We start from the raw sequence: 17,973 nt of genomic DNA on the forward strand, positions 1-17,973 counted from the left end.
AAAAATAAAAAACATGCAATGATAAGATTGTAATTTTCTATAGCGCCAATCGCCAGAGCATGATCAAAGACAACCCAAAGACAAAACATATGTTTTGAAAACTGAGATAATAAACTGAACAATCAGGATATGCCGATGCTAAATCTCGATATGCTCACCAAGGGGATCCGCCCCTACATATTGATTTCTTTATTGATGGCGACACTTTCAATGCCAGGCATGTTCTCAATGCCAGTTATGGACAGAGATGAAGCGCGATTTACGCAAGCTTCATCACAAATGTTGGAAACTGGCGACTATGTTGTTATTCGCTTCCACGATGGACTGAGAAACAAAAAGCCAGTTGGCATTCATTGGCTACAAGCGGCTAGCGTAGCAAGTTTGTCAGATGTTGATGATCGCCAAATATGGGCGTTCAGAGTCCCATCATTCCTTGGCGCACTTTTAGCTGCCTGCGCCACCTTCTGGGCGGCATCGACACTATTTTCTCGTCGTTCAGCCTTGTTATCGAGCGTCTTACTAGGCTCAACCCTCCTGCTATCTTCTGAAGCGCATATCGCAAAAACAGATGCAGCTATGGTGGGTTTCATATGTCTTGCTATGGCCTGCCTAGCCCAATTGCGAGCAAGAGAAGATGCAAAAATCAATGCTCTAAAAAGTGCAACAAAAACATATACAACTGGCAACAGAGTTCTTTCTGTCGTATTCTGGTTTGCGCTGGCTTGGGGCGTTTTGATTAAGGGCCCCGTTGCGCCAATGGTTGTCGGTTTGGCGATTGCAGGCCTTGCCCTGTGGGAAAATCGATATAACTGGCTAAAGCCACTTCTATTCTGGCCGGGACCGATCTTATTCATATGGATGTCTGTGCCTTGGTTTATCGCCGTTCAAATTGCAACAGATGGTGTTTTTCTTTTTGAAAGCGTCTCGGTAGACCTCGGCCCCAAACTGGTAAGCGGCGCAGAAGGACACAGCGCACCTCCCGGCACGCACCTTTCACTATTACCCTTTATGATGTGGCCATCCATTCTATTTCTCATTCCTGGATTAGCGCTAGCAGTCTCTCAAGCATTTAAAACAAAGCCAGCCAAGAAGAATAAACCAACGCCATTTTCCGGCTGGAAATTTGTGTTGGCATGGGCTGTTCCGACATGGATTGTGTTTGAGGCCATGCCGACGAAATTAGCACACTACCCCATGCCAACTTATCCAGCATTGGCAATTATGGCAGGTGTCGCGCTTGACTATATGCTTACAAATCAAAAAGAAGCTCCCCCTGCATGGAGCCGCTGGTTGTCGCTGGCTCTGTTTGGGCTAGGCTCAATTCTCGTGATTGCGATACTCTCGCCTTGGGGGCTTGAAGCTCTTCGTATAGAAGCAGCTGAAGACTTTGGACCCGATGCTCTACGCGTCCTCAATATTTGGAATAGTGATTGGCAAGCTGCTGGTGCGCCTGTCTGGCCTTTTGTCCTCACGATTCTAACAGTACTCGCAGCAAGCGTTTTCTTTATAATGCGAAAATTTGATGCTGCATTACTGGCAATAATCGCCTGCTCTATCGTGGCTGGCGTCAGTCTGCGTACAGTCATTCTGCCCAATCAAACATGGGTGATTGCAACAGATGCTGCTATGGCAACGCTGGAAGATATTTGTGGCTTTCCTGAAAATACGGCAGCCCGCAAAAAAGCAACACAATGCCAAGACATTTCGCCACCCAAAACTGTTCGCGCCATAACATATGCTGAACCAAGTTTTGTCTTTTCACTCAACGGAAAAATTCAACTTCTACACAAAGAAGATACAATTTTGCCAACCATTGAAGAAGAAGCGCGGCCAGTTTGGATTATCAATATTGGGAAACCAGATGGAAAAATTGCGCTAAAACAGCTAATCGCGAACGCCGCAGAAGCAGAACGTTGTGCAAAACTATCTCGAAAATTTGTGAAAAATTATTCTAACAATGATGCATCCGAGCTAATCGCCATTGCGATTGAGCCAAACAGCTGTAACGGCTCACCTTTGGGTGATTTAATTGAAGAAAAACTGGGTCTAGACACAACGCCTTAACACTAAGCGTTTGCGTTGGCGCGTGCCTCAATCACCACTTTGGCACGCCGAGACGTGAATTGCCGTTTGGCACGACCAAATGTTGAACGACCCACACTGCGCCCGATCAGCAATATTGCGAATAAGGGAATCAACAAACATGCGAGAATGCGCTCTGGGTAAGCTTTTGCAAATTTTCTAAAATAAAGCCCAAGGCCCCATGCTTTTTCCCAATCAACACGAAAGCTTGGCGCATCGCTTGTACTGCCATGATGCAGCGCTCCCGCCAGCGGTGTGTAGTAAACGCCGCCATTTTCAGTCTCTTGCGCACGTCGACAAATATCAATGTCTTCCACGTGTAGGAAATAGTCTTCATCAAATCCGCCCAGCTGATCAAATCCAGAGCGGGACAAATACATTAATGCACCAGATACAACAGGCATCTCGACTGGCCCCGTAGGCGGTGCTTCTTTAAACCTATTCACGTCCGCGAAAATTGGATGTAATCGCTCGAATAATCCTAAGCCGGTATAGGTTACAAGTGCAGATGTAAGGCGCAGCATCCGGCGACGACCACCGCGTTGCTCTCTACCTTTAATATCAAAAATACGGCCACCGACAATCCAAGGCTCAGGCCTGTCAATAGCTGCTTCTTCAAGGGCTGCGACAGATCCACGTCTCAAAATTGCATCTGGATTTAAAAACAACAAACGGTCGCCATGTGCGTATTTTGCTCCGAGATTAGAGCCACGCGCAAAACCGATATTTCCATGCCCAGATATGAGTTGTAGGCGGTTTCTATGTCTATCTGCTAGCCGATTCAAGAAACCTAAATCACGCGGTTTGTTACCGTTGTTTACAACTATTATCTCATCAATTTGTGGATCAGTAAGAAGCGCTTCTAAACAATCGCGTAATTCAGGGCCTGTATTATAGGTTACAACGACAGCTGATACAGTTGGCAAATCTTCCAGAGATTGATTGACCAATTTCCAGATCGAAGCTGTCTTCAAAGAATTTCTCATATCCCACCCATTACGCTACTTCATCACTCCACGCATTGTGAATTAATGATACAAATCCAATAACAACTACAATCAATGCCCACCACCAGTCATTCCAGAGACTGAAAGAAAAATTACAAATGATCAGGCATGCAGCCCATAAACCACAAATCGCGGCAGCAGCCTTCGGTCCTAAATCCGCAGGAGCAGGTAACCTATTCCCCATTAATAAAACACTTAAAGCTGTTAACCATACACCAACATATCCTGTTTCAATCCAAATATGCAAAAACATATTGTGTGCATGTAGCGGAATAATCCTTTGTCCTTCCCAAATTCCGTCTTCAAAAACGGCATCATACGTCCGCAATGCGTCTAGGCCTTGACCCCAAAATGGCTTTTCTGACATGTGCCGAAGCACTTCAGTCCAAATTTCAATGCGCCACAAATAAGATGCTTCAAGCGTTTCTTTTCGGTCTCCAAGCACCTCAATAAAACCGCTAAAGACAATTGGTGACAATACAATGAACCCCGCAGTGGCGCAGCCTAGTATGCGAAAGGTATATTTTCCAAAAATTCCCGGCAAGAACATAAAAGCCCACGCAAGAAGTATTGCAGAAGCTGCTGCACTAGCACTCAGTGACTGACAATAATATGCCGAAAATAGCGCAAACCCTGTTGATAAAAGTAAATCCCGCAATTTTGGGGTATTATCTACATGTCGAAATATTGCGATCAATAAGGTCGCACCAATCCCAAAGGCTGAAACATTCCGGCTCAAATTCAAAGTGGCGGAAGTTTGGTCTGTAATGAGTGGCTCAAAGAAATTATAAACGTCGGAGTAGAAGTAGTTGATAATAACCAAACTTATCGCTTGCAATAAGATAATGACCGAGAAAACCTCTACAACCAATTTAGATTTCGCTTTGGATACTTTCTGCGCGCCTGCGAGCGCAATTCCACCAAATAGCGTAATCAAAGCGACTCGAAGGACTGCAGATTTTACGTGAAAATCACCTTTACTAAAGTCAAATTCAACTAAGGGCGTTGTATATGGCGACCATATCGACGTGCAGGCGGCGTAGACCAATGCAACGATAAACACTCCCATATAAGGACGAAACTGAATGTTTTTTTGAAAAAATAATGCCGATATTCCAAGTATACCAACAAGGGGCACAAAGCCCAAGGCTCCAGCAAAAGCGATAGGTAACCAGATTATTGTCGCGAAAAACCAAGGAATGGCCGACATCTATTTCACTTTACTAATCAGTATGCCGAATCAAAAAAACTCGGATACACCCCCGAACACGCCAAACTAAAAACCTAAACTCATCATAAAGACAAGCTTAGGATTCAAGGCTATCTCAAATCAGGTGCTAATGCTTCAACAGAAAGCAGTTGGCAGGCTTCATCAAGAGATAAAATCTCGGGACGCGCATTACCAGCACCAAATCTTCTCAACGCCAATTTCTCTTCTTCTGCTTCATTCATCCCGATAACAGCGATAACTGGAACCTTCATGTGTGAGTGTTCACGTACTTTATAATTGATCTTTTCATGTCGCAGATCCAACTCTACGCGAATACCTTTTGCGCGAAGTCGAGCTGCCACTTTTTCAGCATACGCATCCGCTTTTGGTGTAATTGTGGCAATGGCAACTTGAGTGGGTGCCAACCACATAGGAAATGCACCTGCATAATTCTCAATTAGTATCCCCATAAAGCGCTCAAAAGTCCCAAACACAGCACGGTGCAGCATCACGGGGCGGTGCTTTTCGCCATCTTCACCGACATAGGTTGCATCCAAACGCTCTGGCAACACATAATCAAGCTGAAGTGTTCCGCACTGCCAAGTCCGCCCGATAGCGTCTGTTAAGTGGAACTCCAGTTTAGGGCCGTAAAACGCCCCTTCACCCTCAGCATAGTCAAACTCAAGGCCAGCTTCATTCAATGCAGTCGCAAGTGCGCCCTCGGCCTGATCCCAAGTTTCATCATTTCCAGCGCGCTGTTCAGGGCGCGTTGCAAGTTTATAACTGATCTGATCTAAGCCGAAATCACCATAAACGCGCTTGAACAAATTCAAAAAACGCAGTGTTTCATTTGCGACTTGGTCTTCACGACAAAATATGTGCGCATCATCCTGTGTCATCTGACGTACACGCATAATGCCATGCAATGCACCGTGAGGTTCATTCCGGTGACAGCAACCAAATTCAGCCATACGCAAAGGGAGATCACGATATGAACGTGTCCCCTGCTTAAAAATCTGAACATGTGCAGGACAGTTCATGGGCTTAAGCGCCATCAACTCTCCCTCGCCCGAAAGCACTGGACCTTCCTCTTCGACAGAAGGTATTTCATCCGGCACGACAAACATGTTTTCACGGAATTTAGACCAGTGGCCGGATTGTTCCCAGAAAACAGAGTTGAGAAGTTGAGGTGTTTTGACTTCGACATAACCATCATCATCCTGACGACGACGAATATATGCTTCCAGCTGACGCCAAATCATAAAGCCATTTGGGTGCCAGAATACAGAACCTTGAGCTTCAGATTGAAGATGAAACAAATCCAACTGATTACCAAGCTTACGGTGGTCACGCTTCTCAGCTTCTTCAAGGCGCACAAGATAAGCCTTGAGATCTTTTTCATTGCTCCATGCTGTTCCATACATACGCTGAAGCTGCGCATTATTGCTGTCACCACGCCAATAAGCACCGGCAAGCTTCATTAGCTTGAAGGCTTTAGGCAATTTACCAGTTGATGGTAGGTGTGGGCCTTTACACAGGTCAAACCAATCGCCCTGACGATAGACAGTAATTGTTTCATCAACAGGAAGGTCAGAGATCAACTCAGCTTTATAGTCTTCACCAATGTCCTTGAACATTTTGATCGCTTCGTCACGATTCCAAACTTCACGAACAATTGGATAATCCGCATCAATAACGCGGTTCATCTCTTTTTCTATCTTTTCAAAGTCATCTGTTGAAAAAGCTTCTTTACGCGCAAAATCATAATAGAAACCATCATCAATGACTGGACCGATAGTGACCTGTGTGCCCGGGAATAGCTTTTGAACAGCTTGTGCTAAAATGTGCGCTGCATCATGGCGTATAATCTCAAGACCTTGTGGATCATCCTTGGAGTGCAACGCAACTTGGCTGTCACCCTCAAGAGGACGTTCCATATCCCATAATTCACCGTTTACCGTTGCCACGATAGACCGCTTTGAGAGGGACTTGGAAATGCTCTCGGCTACATCACGCGGGGATGAACCGGCTGCAATTTCACGCATAGAACCGTCAGGCAAAGTAATCTTGATCATGGGTATTTCTTCAGGTGGCAAACAATTATAAACAGCGGCACTATCCACTGCGAATGCATTCCTAGAACAAATTCGCGCAGATTGAACCCCCGCAATGGTATTTTCTGTGGTTTTTCAATTTTTAGGTTAATCACCACTCTGGCGTAGCGCGATGCTCACGCCCTACCCGCCTTCATCAAACCGCTTAGCGCCCCATTGCCCATATAGCCAAGGCCTTAACCATGAGGCACCGCGCCTCAATTGCAAAGGCATCTGGTCTTCACCTCTGGTTCCGCCTGGTCTACATCGACAAAACCGAGCTAACCCCATCCAACTACCCGCCCAGATCCCATATCGACTGCATGCCTGCGCACAGTATTCTGAGCAAGTGGGGTAATGTCGGCAATGAATACCACACGCTTGAAACACCACTGAAAACGACGCCTTATAGGTTCGAAGCAGAATTCTCATTATCGGCGCATATTCTGATCGTGTTTCAGGTGCTTGTTTCATATATCAAACTTTTTCAACACAAGCTCTTCTCATTATTGACTCATCGTCCGGCTGCAACGAAAGTTCAGACAACCAAGGAAGGTTTCACAAATCATGCGCTATTTTGCAATCGCTCTAACAGCTTGTCTTGCCGCTGCTTGTGCAACAACAAAGACTGTATCAGAAGACACCGCAACTGAAACCACTATTGAAGATGTATCTTCTGAGACATTATCAGAACAAGATGCAAAACTATCAGATTACTATGCAACAGGATGGGCAGTAACTGGTGGATGGCCTGGAGAATATCCAGCTGGTTTTTCCATTTTGGAAGAAAATATCGTGCTTGAAGCGCATTCGCGCATGCACCCGCTAACACCCGCAAACGTCAAATGCCCTGTTCCTCAATACGCAACATATCAGCAATGGAACATACCCCGTAGCCAAGCAGATAATCTCAACTTCCAAGTTGCAACCAAAATTTTTAACATAACGATCACTCAAGACACGACGATCGAACACCCTGACAATGAATTGGCATATCGGCCAAAGAAGCTTTCACTAAAAACAGGAGACCAACTCTCTTATCTTCGTTACCTAGGAGAAGGTTTTGCCATCGTCGAGTTTGAAGGCAAGGAATATGAGATCGACGAGGCTGGATTACATGGTGTCTCAGACATTGATAATTCAGACAATCCCGATCGAAATGGTGAGGATTTGTGGTTGGAGCTTACATGTGCGGACGCAAAAGCGACACGTGCTTGGGTGCTCTATGATGAAGTCATTCGTCAAGATGGTGTGGGACCAACCCCCATTATCGGCTATGGAGAATCGCAAGACATCACACAAGACGATGTTCAAAGCATAATCGAAATGATGGCCATAAATGCTGAATTTGGCGGCCATTAGTCCCCTCTTGTAAGGTTGCAACGCAAACAATGCTAAGTTTAGAATTATGTCAAAAACGACCTTTACAAAAAGATACTTTACGCGCGACACCATCTTTCCTGCTCAGAGACGACAAAGACCATGCGTTACTTTTAAAATCACCCATCTTTTTGAAGGCGAGAAAAACATCTCCTGAAACGTCAAATATTTCGTCATTCATATTTAAAATACAAAAACGCGCTGCACTAATCTTTAAAGGGCCGCTAAAAAAATACTCTTCCGGAAAGTTGCCAAATGCTTCATCAGAACACTCTCTCCGGTTGGATTAGAATGTCTATTAAAACCAGTATTTTATCAGTATCATTCGTTTTGTTTTCAGCACTGATATCAGCCTTAACGCTGTCTCATGCGGATGAAGAAACACAGACTGACTGGCCTGATAAAACGCTCGCATTTATGCGAACTGTTATTGATGAAAATGACGCTTCTTATTTCTCGCAAAAAGCAAAATTTGAAACAGAGCTGGTCAAAAAAGATATCAATACCCAAATGAGATATTGGAAGTCTCAAGCGTTCAACTCAGCAGCTTACGCGCCAACAGTCACCGAAGAATATGATCGCGCCAAAGCAATGATCCAAAAATTGGATAATTTGCAACCCTATTCGGATCACTCTGTTTTTATAAAAGCAATGGATGTTGTGAAAGAGACGATCGGCAACAGCGAAATAGATGAAGGTATTCTTCAAATTAACGCACTTTTGAAAACCGAAGACCTAGACATTTCAGACAAGCTTAGAATTGAAATCGCCAAGGCGAATATCTACGATTACAATTTAAGTGCTGACAATTCGGCCAGTACACTCACAGAAGTCATTGCACAAAGCGAAATCGCCGACATCGATCCTGTGGTAAAAATTGATATCCTTAAAGCTAAAACGCTCATATTCCACTTCTCGCATGACCCTGAATCAATTCTGAAAGATGCCATTCAACAATATGAACTCGCGGGTAAGAGCGATCTGCTAGTTGAACGCTTTTCAGTGCTCAATATGGTCACGAGCCTTCTTCTTTCTCATGGAGCTTATGAACAAGCTTTGGAAGCTGTCGATATATTACTACAAAACCTCGATCCGCCCCAATATATTTTCCAAGAATACTATAGCTATCAATTGTGTTCATACATCAATCTGTTTTCTGGGCGTAATGAAAGAAAAGCAGGCAATGACGAACTTGCAAAAAAACGTTTAGAAGCTGCTCTGAACTGCTCACTCAAAGCCGAACCGTTTCTTCCTGTGCAAAGCGAAGTCGCGATATTCGATTGGACGAATATCCTCATAGCAACGGCTTTTGATCTAGATAGACTAGATATCGTGCGAGACTATCTTCCGAAAATGAAGAACCTTCGAATCTCTAGCGATAATTTCAACAATAAAACAGAAGTTATCACCATTGAGGCTAAGCTATTTCGGGCAGAAGGTAAGTATGATGATGCCTTCGACAAAATGCGGGAAGCGTTGAACACTTTATACGCAGAAAAACAGGACCAAATTGCTCGAAATGTTGAACGCCAGACGCGGCTTATTGAAAGCGAAAAAGAACGCATCACATTAGAAGCCGACCTATTAGAGCGGGCAAACAAATCACAAAAAGAATCAATTCATAGACTTTATTGGCTCTTGGGTTTGATATGCTTCTTTCTTATTGTGACAGCTATATTTGCTTTTTTTCTGCTAGCCACTCGCCGCGCTGCCATTGCATCACGCGACAAAGCACGCAAGCTCAGCGAAGTGAAGTCACGGTTCTTAGCTAATATGAGCCATGAAGTGCGCACGCCCATGAGTGGCGTTTTAGGATTGACCAGCGCCTTAGAACAAACTCCGCTCACTAAAGAACAAAATGAACTTGTGGTTTTGATCGCGCAGTCTGGTGCTTATATGGTGAATATTCTCGATGATATTCTCGACTTTGCACAAATTGATAGGGACAATATCACGATTAGAATAGACGCTTTTTCACCCAATGAATTGCTGTCTTCTACATATGCTTTTTTCCAAAAAAACACGCATGAAGCTGGGCTAGAACTTATTCTTGACTCAAAATTTCAGAATGAGTTGGTCACACTTGGTGACGAAAAACGCATTCGCCAAATACTGTTTAATCTTATATCAAACGCAATAAAATTCACACCAAACGGCCAAATTACCCTTCGCGCTTGGTGCACCCAGTTAGATCAAGTCGACACCCAGTGCGAACTACATTTTGAAGTCAGCGATACCGGAATTGGTATGGATGAAAAACAGATGGAGAATATTTTTGATCCATTTGCACAAGTAGATATGACAAAAAGACGCCGATATGGCGGCTTAGGTCTTGGCCTATCTATATGCAAACAATTGCTAGATGCGATGGGCGGAGCAATTTCCGTTACCTCAATCCCCGGCTCCGGTACAAATTTTAGTTTTTATGTCCCAGTGGACGTTCAAACATCTCAGAAAAGTCAGCCGGCTGAAATTATTAGTCAAGAAATCAGCTCCGAAGAAAATCCTTTACGCGTCATGGTGGTGGAAGATCACCCGATGAATCGCCGCGTTATTAGTATTCTACTGTCCTCTTTAGGCATTCAACCCGTCATTTTTGAAGGCGGACGCCAAGCCATCAACGCATATGAAACAGAAACATTTGACACCATTCTTATAGATATTCAAATGCCTGATATTGATGGCATTCAAACTATGCACGCAATGCGGAAAATAGACGAAGGCCAAGGCAGAACCAGCCCGCGCTATATAGCATTTACCGCGAATGCTATGGTGCACCAGATAGAGGAATACCGGGCAACTGGATTTGACGACATTCTAACCAAACCAATTGAAGCAAAAGACCTCGTAAAAATCCTAAACATCGAATAACTGCCCCGCTTAACCCCAACTCTTGCCACGCCTCCTTCATCGTGGCACTTCCCTGCCTATGTCACGTAGTTTCGTTTATGCTCCAGCCAAAGATCCATCCATTGTCGTCATCTATGAAGATGAGGCATTTCTTGTGCTGGATAAACCATCGGGCTTATTAAGCGTTCCGGGTAAACCACCAGAACATTCCGATTGCCTTGAAACACGGGCGCAAGCAGTCTATCCCGAAGCCCGCACAGTTCATCGTTTAGATATGGCAACATCGGGTGTATGGGTCATGGCACGAGAACACGCCATGATGCGGCATTTAGGGCTTCAATTTGAACGCCGCCACACGTCCAAAACTTATATCGCACGCGTATGGGGTGACATTGAAGATGATGAAGGCTTCATTGACGAACCTATAATTTGCGACTGGCCCAACCGCCCGAAGCAGATGATTTGCTATGAAAAGGGAAAGCCATCTCAAACAAAATGGAAAGTCATTGAGCGCAAAGACGGCATAACACGGGTAGAACTCACACCAATAACCGGCAGAACTCACCAATTACGCCTGCACATGCAACACATTGGGCACCCAATTTTAGCTGATCGCATCTATGCACATGATGAAGCATTCGAAGCAGCAGACCGCCTGCAATTGCATGCGCATAGCATAACCATGCATCATCCAATTGGCGGTGAGAAAATTACTTTTACCAGCCCAGTCCCCTTCTAGAATCTATCATTCTGGAAAAGGACCACAGCTAGGACACATCACTGACCTGAAACATAAAGGCCAATGTTTACAACAGTATCCACCCAGATTTCATCTTGATGCGCGACAAGGTAATCAAGCAATTCCTGATGTGCTTCTGCAGATACTTTCAAATGATCTGCGCCTACGCCATGAAATAACAAAGACCCTGCACCACCTTTTGCAACGACGGATTTAACATAAGCAATCAATTGCTCGCCTGTCGCACCTTCTGGTCCATATGCTGGAATATTGTAGATATCACCTTCGACATAGGGAACATCATAAACACCACGCGCAGCAACAAATAGCGGCTTGATTGCATTGTAATAACTGCCATCAGATGTCACAGATTCACTGCATGGATACCCAAAACTTCTAACTTGTTTGCCATCCAGTTTGCTTAGCGTTTCATTGACACTTTCAATTTCTGCAATCATTTGAGCGATTGTGTATTTATCCAAGTCTTTTTTAGGATCTACCCACTCACGTCCAGGCAATGAAGCTTTACACGGATGATTGAAAGTATGATTTCCAAGTTCATGACCATTATCAGCTGCAGCAACCCACTCTTTCGTTCTGTGGTTCCAAGGATATCGATCAAGGGTGACGTAGAATGTTCCTTTAAGTCCAGCTGCATCCAAAGCTGGCAATGCCACATCTAAATGGCTGTCGACTGCATCATCATATGTCAGCGCGATGGCAGCTTTTGCACCATTGGGCCATACAGTTTTAGTCGTGTTGGGGTTGGCTGCTTCTTGAACATCAATACTTGCACATCCAATTAGCAACATTGCAAACGAAATACAGGCCGTAAATTTAACTTGTTTCATGACTCGTCCTCCACTCCACACTATATTGTGTGGTTTATATAATTTGCTGCAAATTATGGACCACGTAACATAAGATCCACATAGACTAGCTGTTGGCCGATTGCTTTTCATTTGCTGCTTCCATGGCTGCAATCAGTGCTTCAAAAGCTAAAAGTGTGGAAGTGTGTCTCTGTGGATAGTCACGTACGCCTTCAAGGTGGCGCAATTCCCAAAAATCGCCGTCTGGTGGCGGTGCACCCTCTTTAAGCATGGCTTTAAACGCATCTCGAATTGCCACAATATCCGCTAAATTCTTACCTTTTGCATGCGCAGATAATACCGAACATGAAGTCTGACCGAGGACACACGCCTCAGGCTCAAAACCAATGTCAGTAATTTTGCCTTCACTATCCAAATTCACGTCTGCCGTAATAACAGAACCACACACACGGGAAACCTTACGCGCACTTCCATCAGGATTTGCAAGACGCTCCGCATTCGGGATATTCGCCGCCAGCTCCAATACGCGATTATGATAAATTTCATCAAACATAGCTTTTAGGTCGTTATCCGTGATTAATTCTTCAAGAGGGTCTTTAGCCTAAGCCAATGAATTTTAGCAATCTATCAGCGACTTTCAGCATAAGCAGAACACTTCCAAGAAAAGCACCGCCAGCAATAAACAAAAAGACGCCATCACGCGCGGCCAAACCAATGCCTATCATCAAAATGGCTAGGCTGGGCAAAATCGGACCAAGCGGAATAAGGCCTAACGGGTATGTGATTAAAGCAGCAAGCACGCACCCTATGGCAACAATATTTATGAAAGGTGCTTCGGTTAAAAACGTAAATCGAGGCTTGGTGAATTTATCTGCCTTAATTGCCCAAGGCATACCGACATCTAAAGCCGATATCAAAAATTTACGCGGGAATGTTGTGTTGAGCGCCTTCTTCGGCACCCATGGATAATGGCGTCCAAACACAATCTGGATAGCAATAATCCAAGTCACCGTCGCAACCAACCAGTTGGCACCCGGAATGATTGTCAATGGGGATAGTGCAATAAACCCCAGCAATAAAATAACCGGCCCATATGCTCGACGTCCGACGACATCAAGCAATTGGCGCACTGAAACATTATCGCCTTCAGTGCCGGCTTTTATTCTTTCCAACAATGCGGCGAAGGTCTGGCGTTGCTCGACCCCGTTCGTCATGATTCCAGAATTTGAGAGCATAAGCATCAGACTTTTAGAAAAAACAGCACTCTAGGGAATCTAAGAGTATCTGAATTTCAATAGAATGGCTGCAATTTTATTTTGCTTCAAGCCTATTGCTCTGTTTCAATTTTGTTTCTTTGCTTCAAACTGAGTTTGGATTTTATCAAAGAATGGTCCTGCGCGGGCTGCAAAATCATCTTCCAATGGAATGTTGATATGTGTCCCGTTTTCAAATTCCAAATATGTGGTGTCATTGCCTTGATTTTCTAGTGCATCTGCGAGTGAACGAGATAGCCATGCTGGAAGCACTTTATCTTTGCTACCGGCTAGAACCAATACAGGAATATCCTTACCTTTCAATGGAGTAGCATTGTCCCCGTCTCGTGGTGTGGTTGATGGTTCCATTTTTATAAACGGGAAAATCCGCAAGAACCAAGGCTTCCATTCCTTAGCTGCTTCTTCTGCGCTGAGAGCTGAAGTTTCATAGACGAATCCATCCAATTTTTCTGAAAGCGCCGCCATTTCAGGACATATGAAACCACCAAGGGAATGCCCCCAGAAAATTAGCGGCCTGTCTCCGGCTAATTGGTTGGCAAGTGAGACAATATCCGACGAAATTGCCTTTACAGAATCTACGGATGGCGTGCCAGTACTGTCACCATATCCCGGGTAATCGAACTCGAAAACGTCGCCCCAAGGCAATAGTTTTTTGGCATAATATACACCTAAATTCGGGCGATCACCAGCAGACCCATAACAGCTCAGGATAAGTGGTCGACTGTTATCGCTTTCAGATTTTGATGATTTTACAACAGAGTAAGCGATGCGATAGTCTGCAACCTCGACAAACCCGTGCTTGATATCAGCAGGTAAATGTCCTTCAACAAGTGGCGCTTCTAATTCTTTTGTCCACTGTGAAGTCAATAAATCCTCATCAACGAATTTCAGCTCTTCTTGAGTACTTGCCTTCTCTTTCCACTTGGGAGGATTGAAGATCTTATCATCGGACATTGATATAGTGCAGCCTGCGCCGCCCAATGCCCCAGCGAGTATTGTACCCAAGAGTTTTAATTTGAAATTCATTGCGCAAACACCTCACTGATTAAAGTCACTTATTGTTTACGCAATTGATTTGGTTTTAGATCATCAATTCTCAGAACGCTTTAGGTCTTTGATGTCTGACAGCAATGGATTTACGCGTTTATAAAAATCAAATTGATCCGTGATTGTTGAATGCTCGGCTTTTTTAAACTCAAGATAGGTTACGTCTACATCCCTGCGTTTAAGCGCTTTTTTCAATGATCTAGCTAACCCGACAGGCAGCATTTCATCTTTTTTTGCACCAAGAACAATCACCGGCCCTTTAAAATATGCAAGCGCTCTAGCGTTATCGTAATCTTTGAGACTGTCTTTGATATCGAGACCAACGAATGGCAAATACCATGGCTTCCAGGCTTCTGCCACTTCTTCAACATTGAGCGCAGTGGCTTCCAAAACGATAGCATCAGGCTCTTTTGCGACGCGTGCTATTTCAGAACAAACAAAGCCTCCAAGGGAGTGCCCCCATAAAATAATTGGGCGATCACTACCGAGTTTATCTATATTTTCTGCGACGACAGTGTGCATTTTGTGCATACTTTCTGTGGACGCAGTGCCGGGTGAGTCGCCATACCCTGGGTAGTCAAATAATAATACGTCGCCCCACGCAAAATTCTTCTTGGTAGTGCGAACACCGCTATTTTTCCTATCGCCCGTGTTACCGAAACAATTGACAACGAGCGGACGTTTGACAGCACTATCTGCACTTGCAACTGAGCTGACCAATGTCCAAGCAAGACGATCGTCACCTTCGCCCCAAAACCCATGTTCCAAACTCGCAGGTAGATGCGCAGCAAAACCACGCGCATCAATAAGCTGTTCGGATGATGGCTGAGTAAGGCTGGATTCGTCTTCCAACTTCATTAGGGATAAGTCTGTCTTTTTTTCAGATATTTCTCTGGGTTTAAAAACAACCGATTCGTCAATTTCCTTGTCGAAGCAGCCGGATAAAAGCAACAAGGACATTGCCAAGCCAATTGTCACCAATGGCTTGGCGTTAAAGCTTTTGAAGGTCATACAGTATCCCCGAGAAAAATTAATTCACGGACAGGTTACTCTGACTCACCCTCTGCGCCAAGTAGAACCACCAGCATTATCCATAATCTCGATGCCCTCAGCTGCTAATTCATCGCGGATGCGATCAGCTTCAGCCCAGTCCTTATTGGCTCTGGCATCCAGACGCGCCTGGACTAATAAATCTATGCGCGCGGCATCATCGCCATCATCGCCTTTTTCCCATTCTTCGGGTGTGAGCTGCAATAGCCCCAGCATATCGCCTGCAAAAATCAAATCAGCACGTGCTTGCGCCATTGCTTTCTGATCACCTGCATCAGCAGCACGGTTTGCCTCACCAGAAATTCGAGATAGCTCTGCCAATGCTTGAGGGGTGTTCAAATCATCGCAAAGTGCATGAATGACCGCAATATCTTCATATTCAATGTCGGCAAAATCCCAGACGCGTCGCAGAGCACCATATGCACGATCAAGCGTTGCTTTACATTGATCTAACAAAGCCTGTGTCCAATCAAGCGGTTGACGATATTGCGCAGACAACAAAGCCATGCGCAGCACTTCGCCATGTGTTTCCTTGAGCATTTCATGTGGAATTTTCACATTACCAATGCTTTTGGACATTTTCTCTGATTCAATATCAAGAAATCCATTGTGCAACCAATAATGCGCCATGATTTCACCATGCGCACATTCAGATTGAGCGATCTCATTTTCATGGTGTGGGAATTGAAGATCAATACCGCCGCCATGAATATCAATTGTTTTGCCAAGCACAGCTTCTATCATGGCTGAACATTCAATATGCCAGCCCGGACGCCCTCTTCCCCAAGGGCTATCCCAGATCGCGTCTTCTGGTTCACCCGGCTTTGCAACTTTCCAGAGTGCGAAATCAGCAGGGTCCCGTTTCTCTGATTCGACATCCACACGCGCACCCGCAAGCATGTCTTCAAGATTGCGACCGGACAGCTTGCCGTAATCTTCCATAGACTTCACATGGAACCACAATCCAGATTCTGTACGATACGCATATTTCTTGCGCTCGAGCTTTTTCATCATCTCAATCATTTGAGGGATGTGCGCGACTGCTGTTGGGCGAAAATCCGGCTCAAGAATATTGAGAGCCGCTGAGTCTTCTAAATATGCTTTTGTGAATTTCTCGGTGATTGCAGAAATGGGTTCGCCGCTATCATTGGATGCTTTGATAATCTTATCATCAACATCCGTTAGATTGCTGGCATACAATACGGCTTCATCACCATATTTAGACCGCAATAAACGATAGAGAATATCAAACACGACGGGCGGTCTGAAATTTCCAATATGCGCATAGGAATAAACTGTTGGACCACATACATACATTGTCACCCGCTCTTCATCTTGAGGTATAAACACCTCTTTTTTGCGCGTCAGTGAGTTTGTAAGTTTAATGTCCACGAGTTCTATTTCCTATTGAATTAAAATAACGGCCCTCTTATCGAGTGCATTTAATTGCACCTTCTAGCGCATTAAGAGCGGACCACAACCTAAATAAGATCTATGGTGGCCTTCAATACCCCATAAAAAGCCTATTCCTCTATTCTATTTTATCACCTCGTTTGCCATTGCCTTCCCAGCAACGCAGGAAAGTAATTGCGAAATACTGATCTGAGGCTCTCATTCAATCGTATTTAAAGACATTACATCTCAGATTTCAGGCAAATCGCGTGCGAACAAAATTGACAATCCTGTCTCGCGCACTATCTCTATGCCTCACCCTGAGGGGATCAAATTCGGGCGGGCGTTAAGTCCGGGCTTTGGAATGCAATATTTATTGCGACCAATTGAGCCCCGGCTCGACCCTCGTCCCTCAGACATGAAAGGTCCATTCAAATGGACGCTATAGTTAAAGATGGTGCCGTGACGCGCGATAATAATGATAAGCGCCCTACGCGCGAAGAAGCTGAAAAAGCTGTAAAAACGCTCCTTGCATGGGCTGGTGATGATCCAGAACGTGAAGGTCTTTTAGATACGCCAAAACGCGTGGTAAAAGCCTATGAAGAATGGTTCTCAGGCTATCGCGACGACCCTGTAAAATATCTATCAAGGACATTTGAAGACGTGCAAGGCTATGACGACATTGTAATGCTTCGCGACATTGATGTCGAAAGCCACTGCGAACACCACATGGCCCCTTTTATGGGTAAAGCTTATGTCGCCTATATGCCAACAGATTCAGTCGTGGGCATATCCAAACTAGCTCGTGTTGTTGAGATATACGCAAAACGCCTGCAAACACAGGAAACAATGACGTCGCAAATTTGTGAAGCCATTGAAGAAAGCCTGAAACCTGCTGGTGTGGCCGTGATGATTGATGCTGTTCACCAATGCATGACAACACGCGGTGTTCACCACCCGAATGTCTCTACGATTACAACTCAGTTTACGGGTGTATTCAAAACAGACAAAGATCTACG

General features: G+C 44.7%; 15 protein-coding genes. 5 read left to right on the forward strand and 10 right to left on the reverse strand.

Translation table 11 applies throughout. From position 1 onward, the window contains the following. The first annotated feature begins 135 nt into the window (after window positions 1-135). Window positions 136-2,064 (forward strand): ArnT family glycosyltransferase, encoded by a 1,929-nt coding sequence (locus AC5EF3_RS02455; protein WP_493546889.1) that lies wholly within the window; start codon window positions 136-138, stop codon window positions 2,062-2,064. A gap of 2 nt (window positions 2,065-2,066) precedes the next feature. Here AC5EF3_RS02455 and AC5EF3_RS02460 read toward each other — a convergent pair whose 3' ends face one another. The 4 genes from AC5EF3_RS02460 to yidD form a co-directional block, all read right to left on the reverse strand. Beyond that, window positions 2,067-3,068, reverse strand: coding sequence for a glycosyltransferase family 2 protein (locus AC5EF3_RS02460; RefSeq protein WP_015828195.1), 1,002 nt, complete (start codon window positions 3,066-3,068; stop codon window positions 2,067-2,069). Window positions 3,069-3,078: 10 nt separating this feature from the next. Continuing rightward, on the reverse strand, window positions 3,079-4,299 hold the full coding sequence (locus AC5EF3_RS02465) for an O-antigen ligase family protein (protein WP_493546890.1): 1,221 nt from the start codon (window positions 4,297-4,299) through the stop codon (window positions 3,079-3,081). Between the two features lie 110 nt (window positions 4,300-4,409). Further along, window positions 4,410-6,374 (reverse strand): threonine--tRNA ligase, encoded by a 1,965-nt coding sequence (thrS, locus tag AC5EF3_RS02470; RefSeq protein ID WP_015828197.1) that lies wholly within the window; start codon window positions 6,372-6,374, stop codon window positions 4,410-4,412. Between the two features lie 162 nt (window positions 6,375-6,536). Further along, the gene (gene yidD / locus AC5EF3_RS02475) at window positions 6,537-6,866 is read right to left on the reverse strand and encodes a membrane protein insertion efficiency factor YidD (RefSeq protein ID WP_493546891.1); all 330 of its coding nucleotides are present in this window, start codon (window positions 6,864-6,866) and stop codon (window positions 6,537-6,539) included. Window positions 6,867-6,959: 93 nt separating this feature from the next. Here yidD and AC5EF3_RS02480 point away from each other — a divergent pair, with 93 nt between their 5' ends. The 3 genes from AC5EF3_RS02480 (at window position 6,960) to AC5EF3_RS02490 (ending at window position 11,361) form a co-directional block, all read left to right on the forward strand. Then, window positions 6,960-7,754 carry a hypothetical protein gene (locus AC5EF3_RS02480; protein ID WP_493546892.1) on the forward strand — a complete coding sequence of 265 codons (795 nt, stop codon included), beginning with the start codon at window positions 6,960-6,962 and terminating at the stop codon, window positions 7,752-7,754. Between the two features lie 309 nt (window positions 7,755-8,063). Further along, the gene (locus tag AC5EF3_RS02485; protein ID WP_493546893.1) at window positions 8,064-10,643 is read left to right on the forward strand and encodes a hybrid sensor histidine kinase/response regulator; all 2,580 of its coding nucleotides are present in this window, start codon (window positions 8,064-8,066) and stop codon (window positions 10,641-10,643) included. A 58-nt stretch (window positions 10,644-10,701) separates the two neighbouring features. Beyond that, a complete protein-coding gene (locus AC5EF3_RS02490; RefSeq protein ID WP_015828202.1) occupies window positions 10,702-11,361 on the forward strand; it encodes a pseudouridine synthase in 660 nt (219 codons plus the stop codon). A 38-nt stretch (window positions 11,362-11,399) separates the two neighbouring features. On the opposite strand, the gene AC5EF3_RS02495 is transcribed toward AC5EF3_RS02490, so the two are convergent. The 6 genes from AC5EF3_RS02495 to cysS form a co-directional block, all read right to left on the reverse strand. After that, on the reverse strand, window positions 11,400-12,212 hold the full coding sequence (locus AC5EF3_RS02495) for a polysaccharide deacetylase family protein (protein WP_493546894.1): 813 nt from the start codon (window positions 12,210-12,212) through the stop codon (window positions 11,400-11,402). Between the two features lie 85 nt (window positions 12,213-12,297). Next, a complete protein-coding gene (locus tag AC5EF3_RS02500; protein WP_493546895.1) occupies window positions 12,298-12,744 on the reverse strand; it encodes an iron-sulfur cluster assembly scaffold protein in 447 nt (148 codons plus the stop codon). 43 nt (window positions 12,745-12,787) lie between these two features. Next, window positions 12,788-13,405, reverse strand: a complete 618-nt coding sequence (locus AC5EF3_RS02505) for an exopolysaccharide biosynthesis protein (RefSeq protein WP_041302289.1) — start codon at window positions 13,403-13,405, stop codon at window positions 12,788-12,790. Window positions 13,406-13,531: 126 nt separating this feature from the next. Beyond that, window positions 13,532-14,491, reverse strand: coding sequence for an alpha/beta fold hydrolase (locus AC5EF3_RS02510; RefSeq protein ID WP_493546896.1), 960 nt, complete (start codon window positions 14,489-14,491; stop codon window positions 13,532-13,534). Window positions 14,492-14,554: 63 nt separating this feature from the next. After that, on the reverse strand, window positions 14,555-15,523 hold the full coding sequence (locus tag AC5EF3_RS02515) for an alpha/beta hydrolase family protein (protein WP_493546897.1): 969 nt from the start codon (window positions 15,521-15,523) through the stop codon (window positions 14,555-14,557). 45 nt (window positions 15,524-15,568) lie between these two features. Further along, the gene (cysS, locus tag AC5EF3_RS02520) at window positions 15,569-16,954 is read right to left on the reverse strand and encodes a cysteine--tRNA ligase (RefSeq protein WP_493546898.1); all 1,386 of its coding nucleotides are present in this window, start codon (window positions 16,952-16,954) and stop codon (window positions 15,569-15,571) included. Window positions 16,955-17,389: 435 nt separating this feature from the next. On the opposite strand from cysS, the gene folE reads away from it, so the two are divergent. Then, window positions 17,390-17,973: GTP cyclohydrolase I FolE (gene folE / locus AC5EF3_RS02525; RefSeq protein WP_493546899.1), on the forward strand; the 584-nt coding region annotated here is incomplete at its 3' end.

The sequence above is a fragment of the Hirschia sp. genome (assembly GCF_058892565.1).

Bases quoted from the DNA above. Each gene is read 5' to 3' on its own strand.
- AC5EF3_RS02455 (WP_493546889.1), top strand. From the start codon at position 136: ATGCTAAATCTCGATATGCTCACCAAGGGGATCCGCCCCTACATATTG.
- AC5EF3_RS02460 (WP_015828195.1), bottom strand. From the start codon at position 3,068: ATGAGAAATTCTTTGAAGACAGCTTCGATCTGGAAATTGGTCAATCAA.
- AC5EF3_RS02465 (WP_493546890.1), bottom strand. From the start codon at position 4,299: ATGTCGGCCATTCCTTGGTTTTTCGCGACAATAATCTGGTTACCTATC.
- thrS (WP_015828197.1), bottom strand. From the start codon at position 6,374: ATGATCAAGATTACTTTGCCTGACGGTTCTATGCGTGAAATTGCAGCC.
- yidD (WP_493546891.1), bottom strand. From the start codon at position 6,866: ATGAAACAAGCACCTGAAACACGATCAGAATATGCGCCGATAATGAGA.
- AC5EF3_RS02480 (WP_493546892.1), top strand. From the start codon at position 6,960: ATGCGCTATTTTGCAATCGCTCTAACAGCTTGTCTTGCCGCTGCTTGT.
- AC5EF3_RS02485 (WP_493546893.1), top strand. From the start codon at position 8,064: ATGTCTATTAAAACCAGTATTTTATCAGTATCATTCGTTTTGTTTTCA.
- AC5EF3_RS02490 (WP_015828202.1), top strand. From the start codon at position 10,702: ATGTCACGTAGTTTCGTTTATGCTCCAGCCAAAGATCCATCCATTGTC.
- AC5EF3_RS02495 (WP_493546894.1), bottom strand. From the start codon at position 12,212: ATGAAACAAGTTAAATTTACGGCCTGTATTTCGTTTGCAATGTTGCTA.
- AC5EF3_RS02500 (WP_493546895.1), bottom strand. From the start codon at position 12,744: ATGTTTGATGAAATTTATCATAATCGCGTATTGGAGCTGGCGGCGAAT.
- AC5EF3_RS02505 (WP_041302289.1), bottom strand. From the start codon at position 13,405: ATGACGAACGGGGTCGAGCAACGCCAGACCTTCGCCGCATTGTTGGAA.
- AC5EF3_RS02510 (WP_493546896.1), bottom strand. From the start codon at position 14,491: ATGAATTTCAAATTAAAACTCTTGGGTACAATACTCGCTGGGGCATTG.
- AC5EF3_RS02515 (WP_493546897.1), bottom strand. From the start codon at position 15,523: ATGACCTTCAAAAGCTTTAACGCCAAGCCATTGGTGACAATTGGCTTG.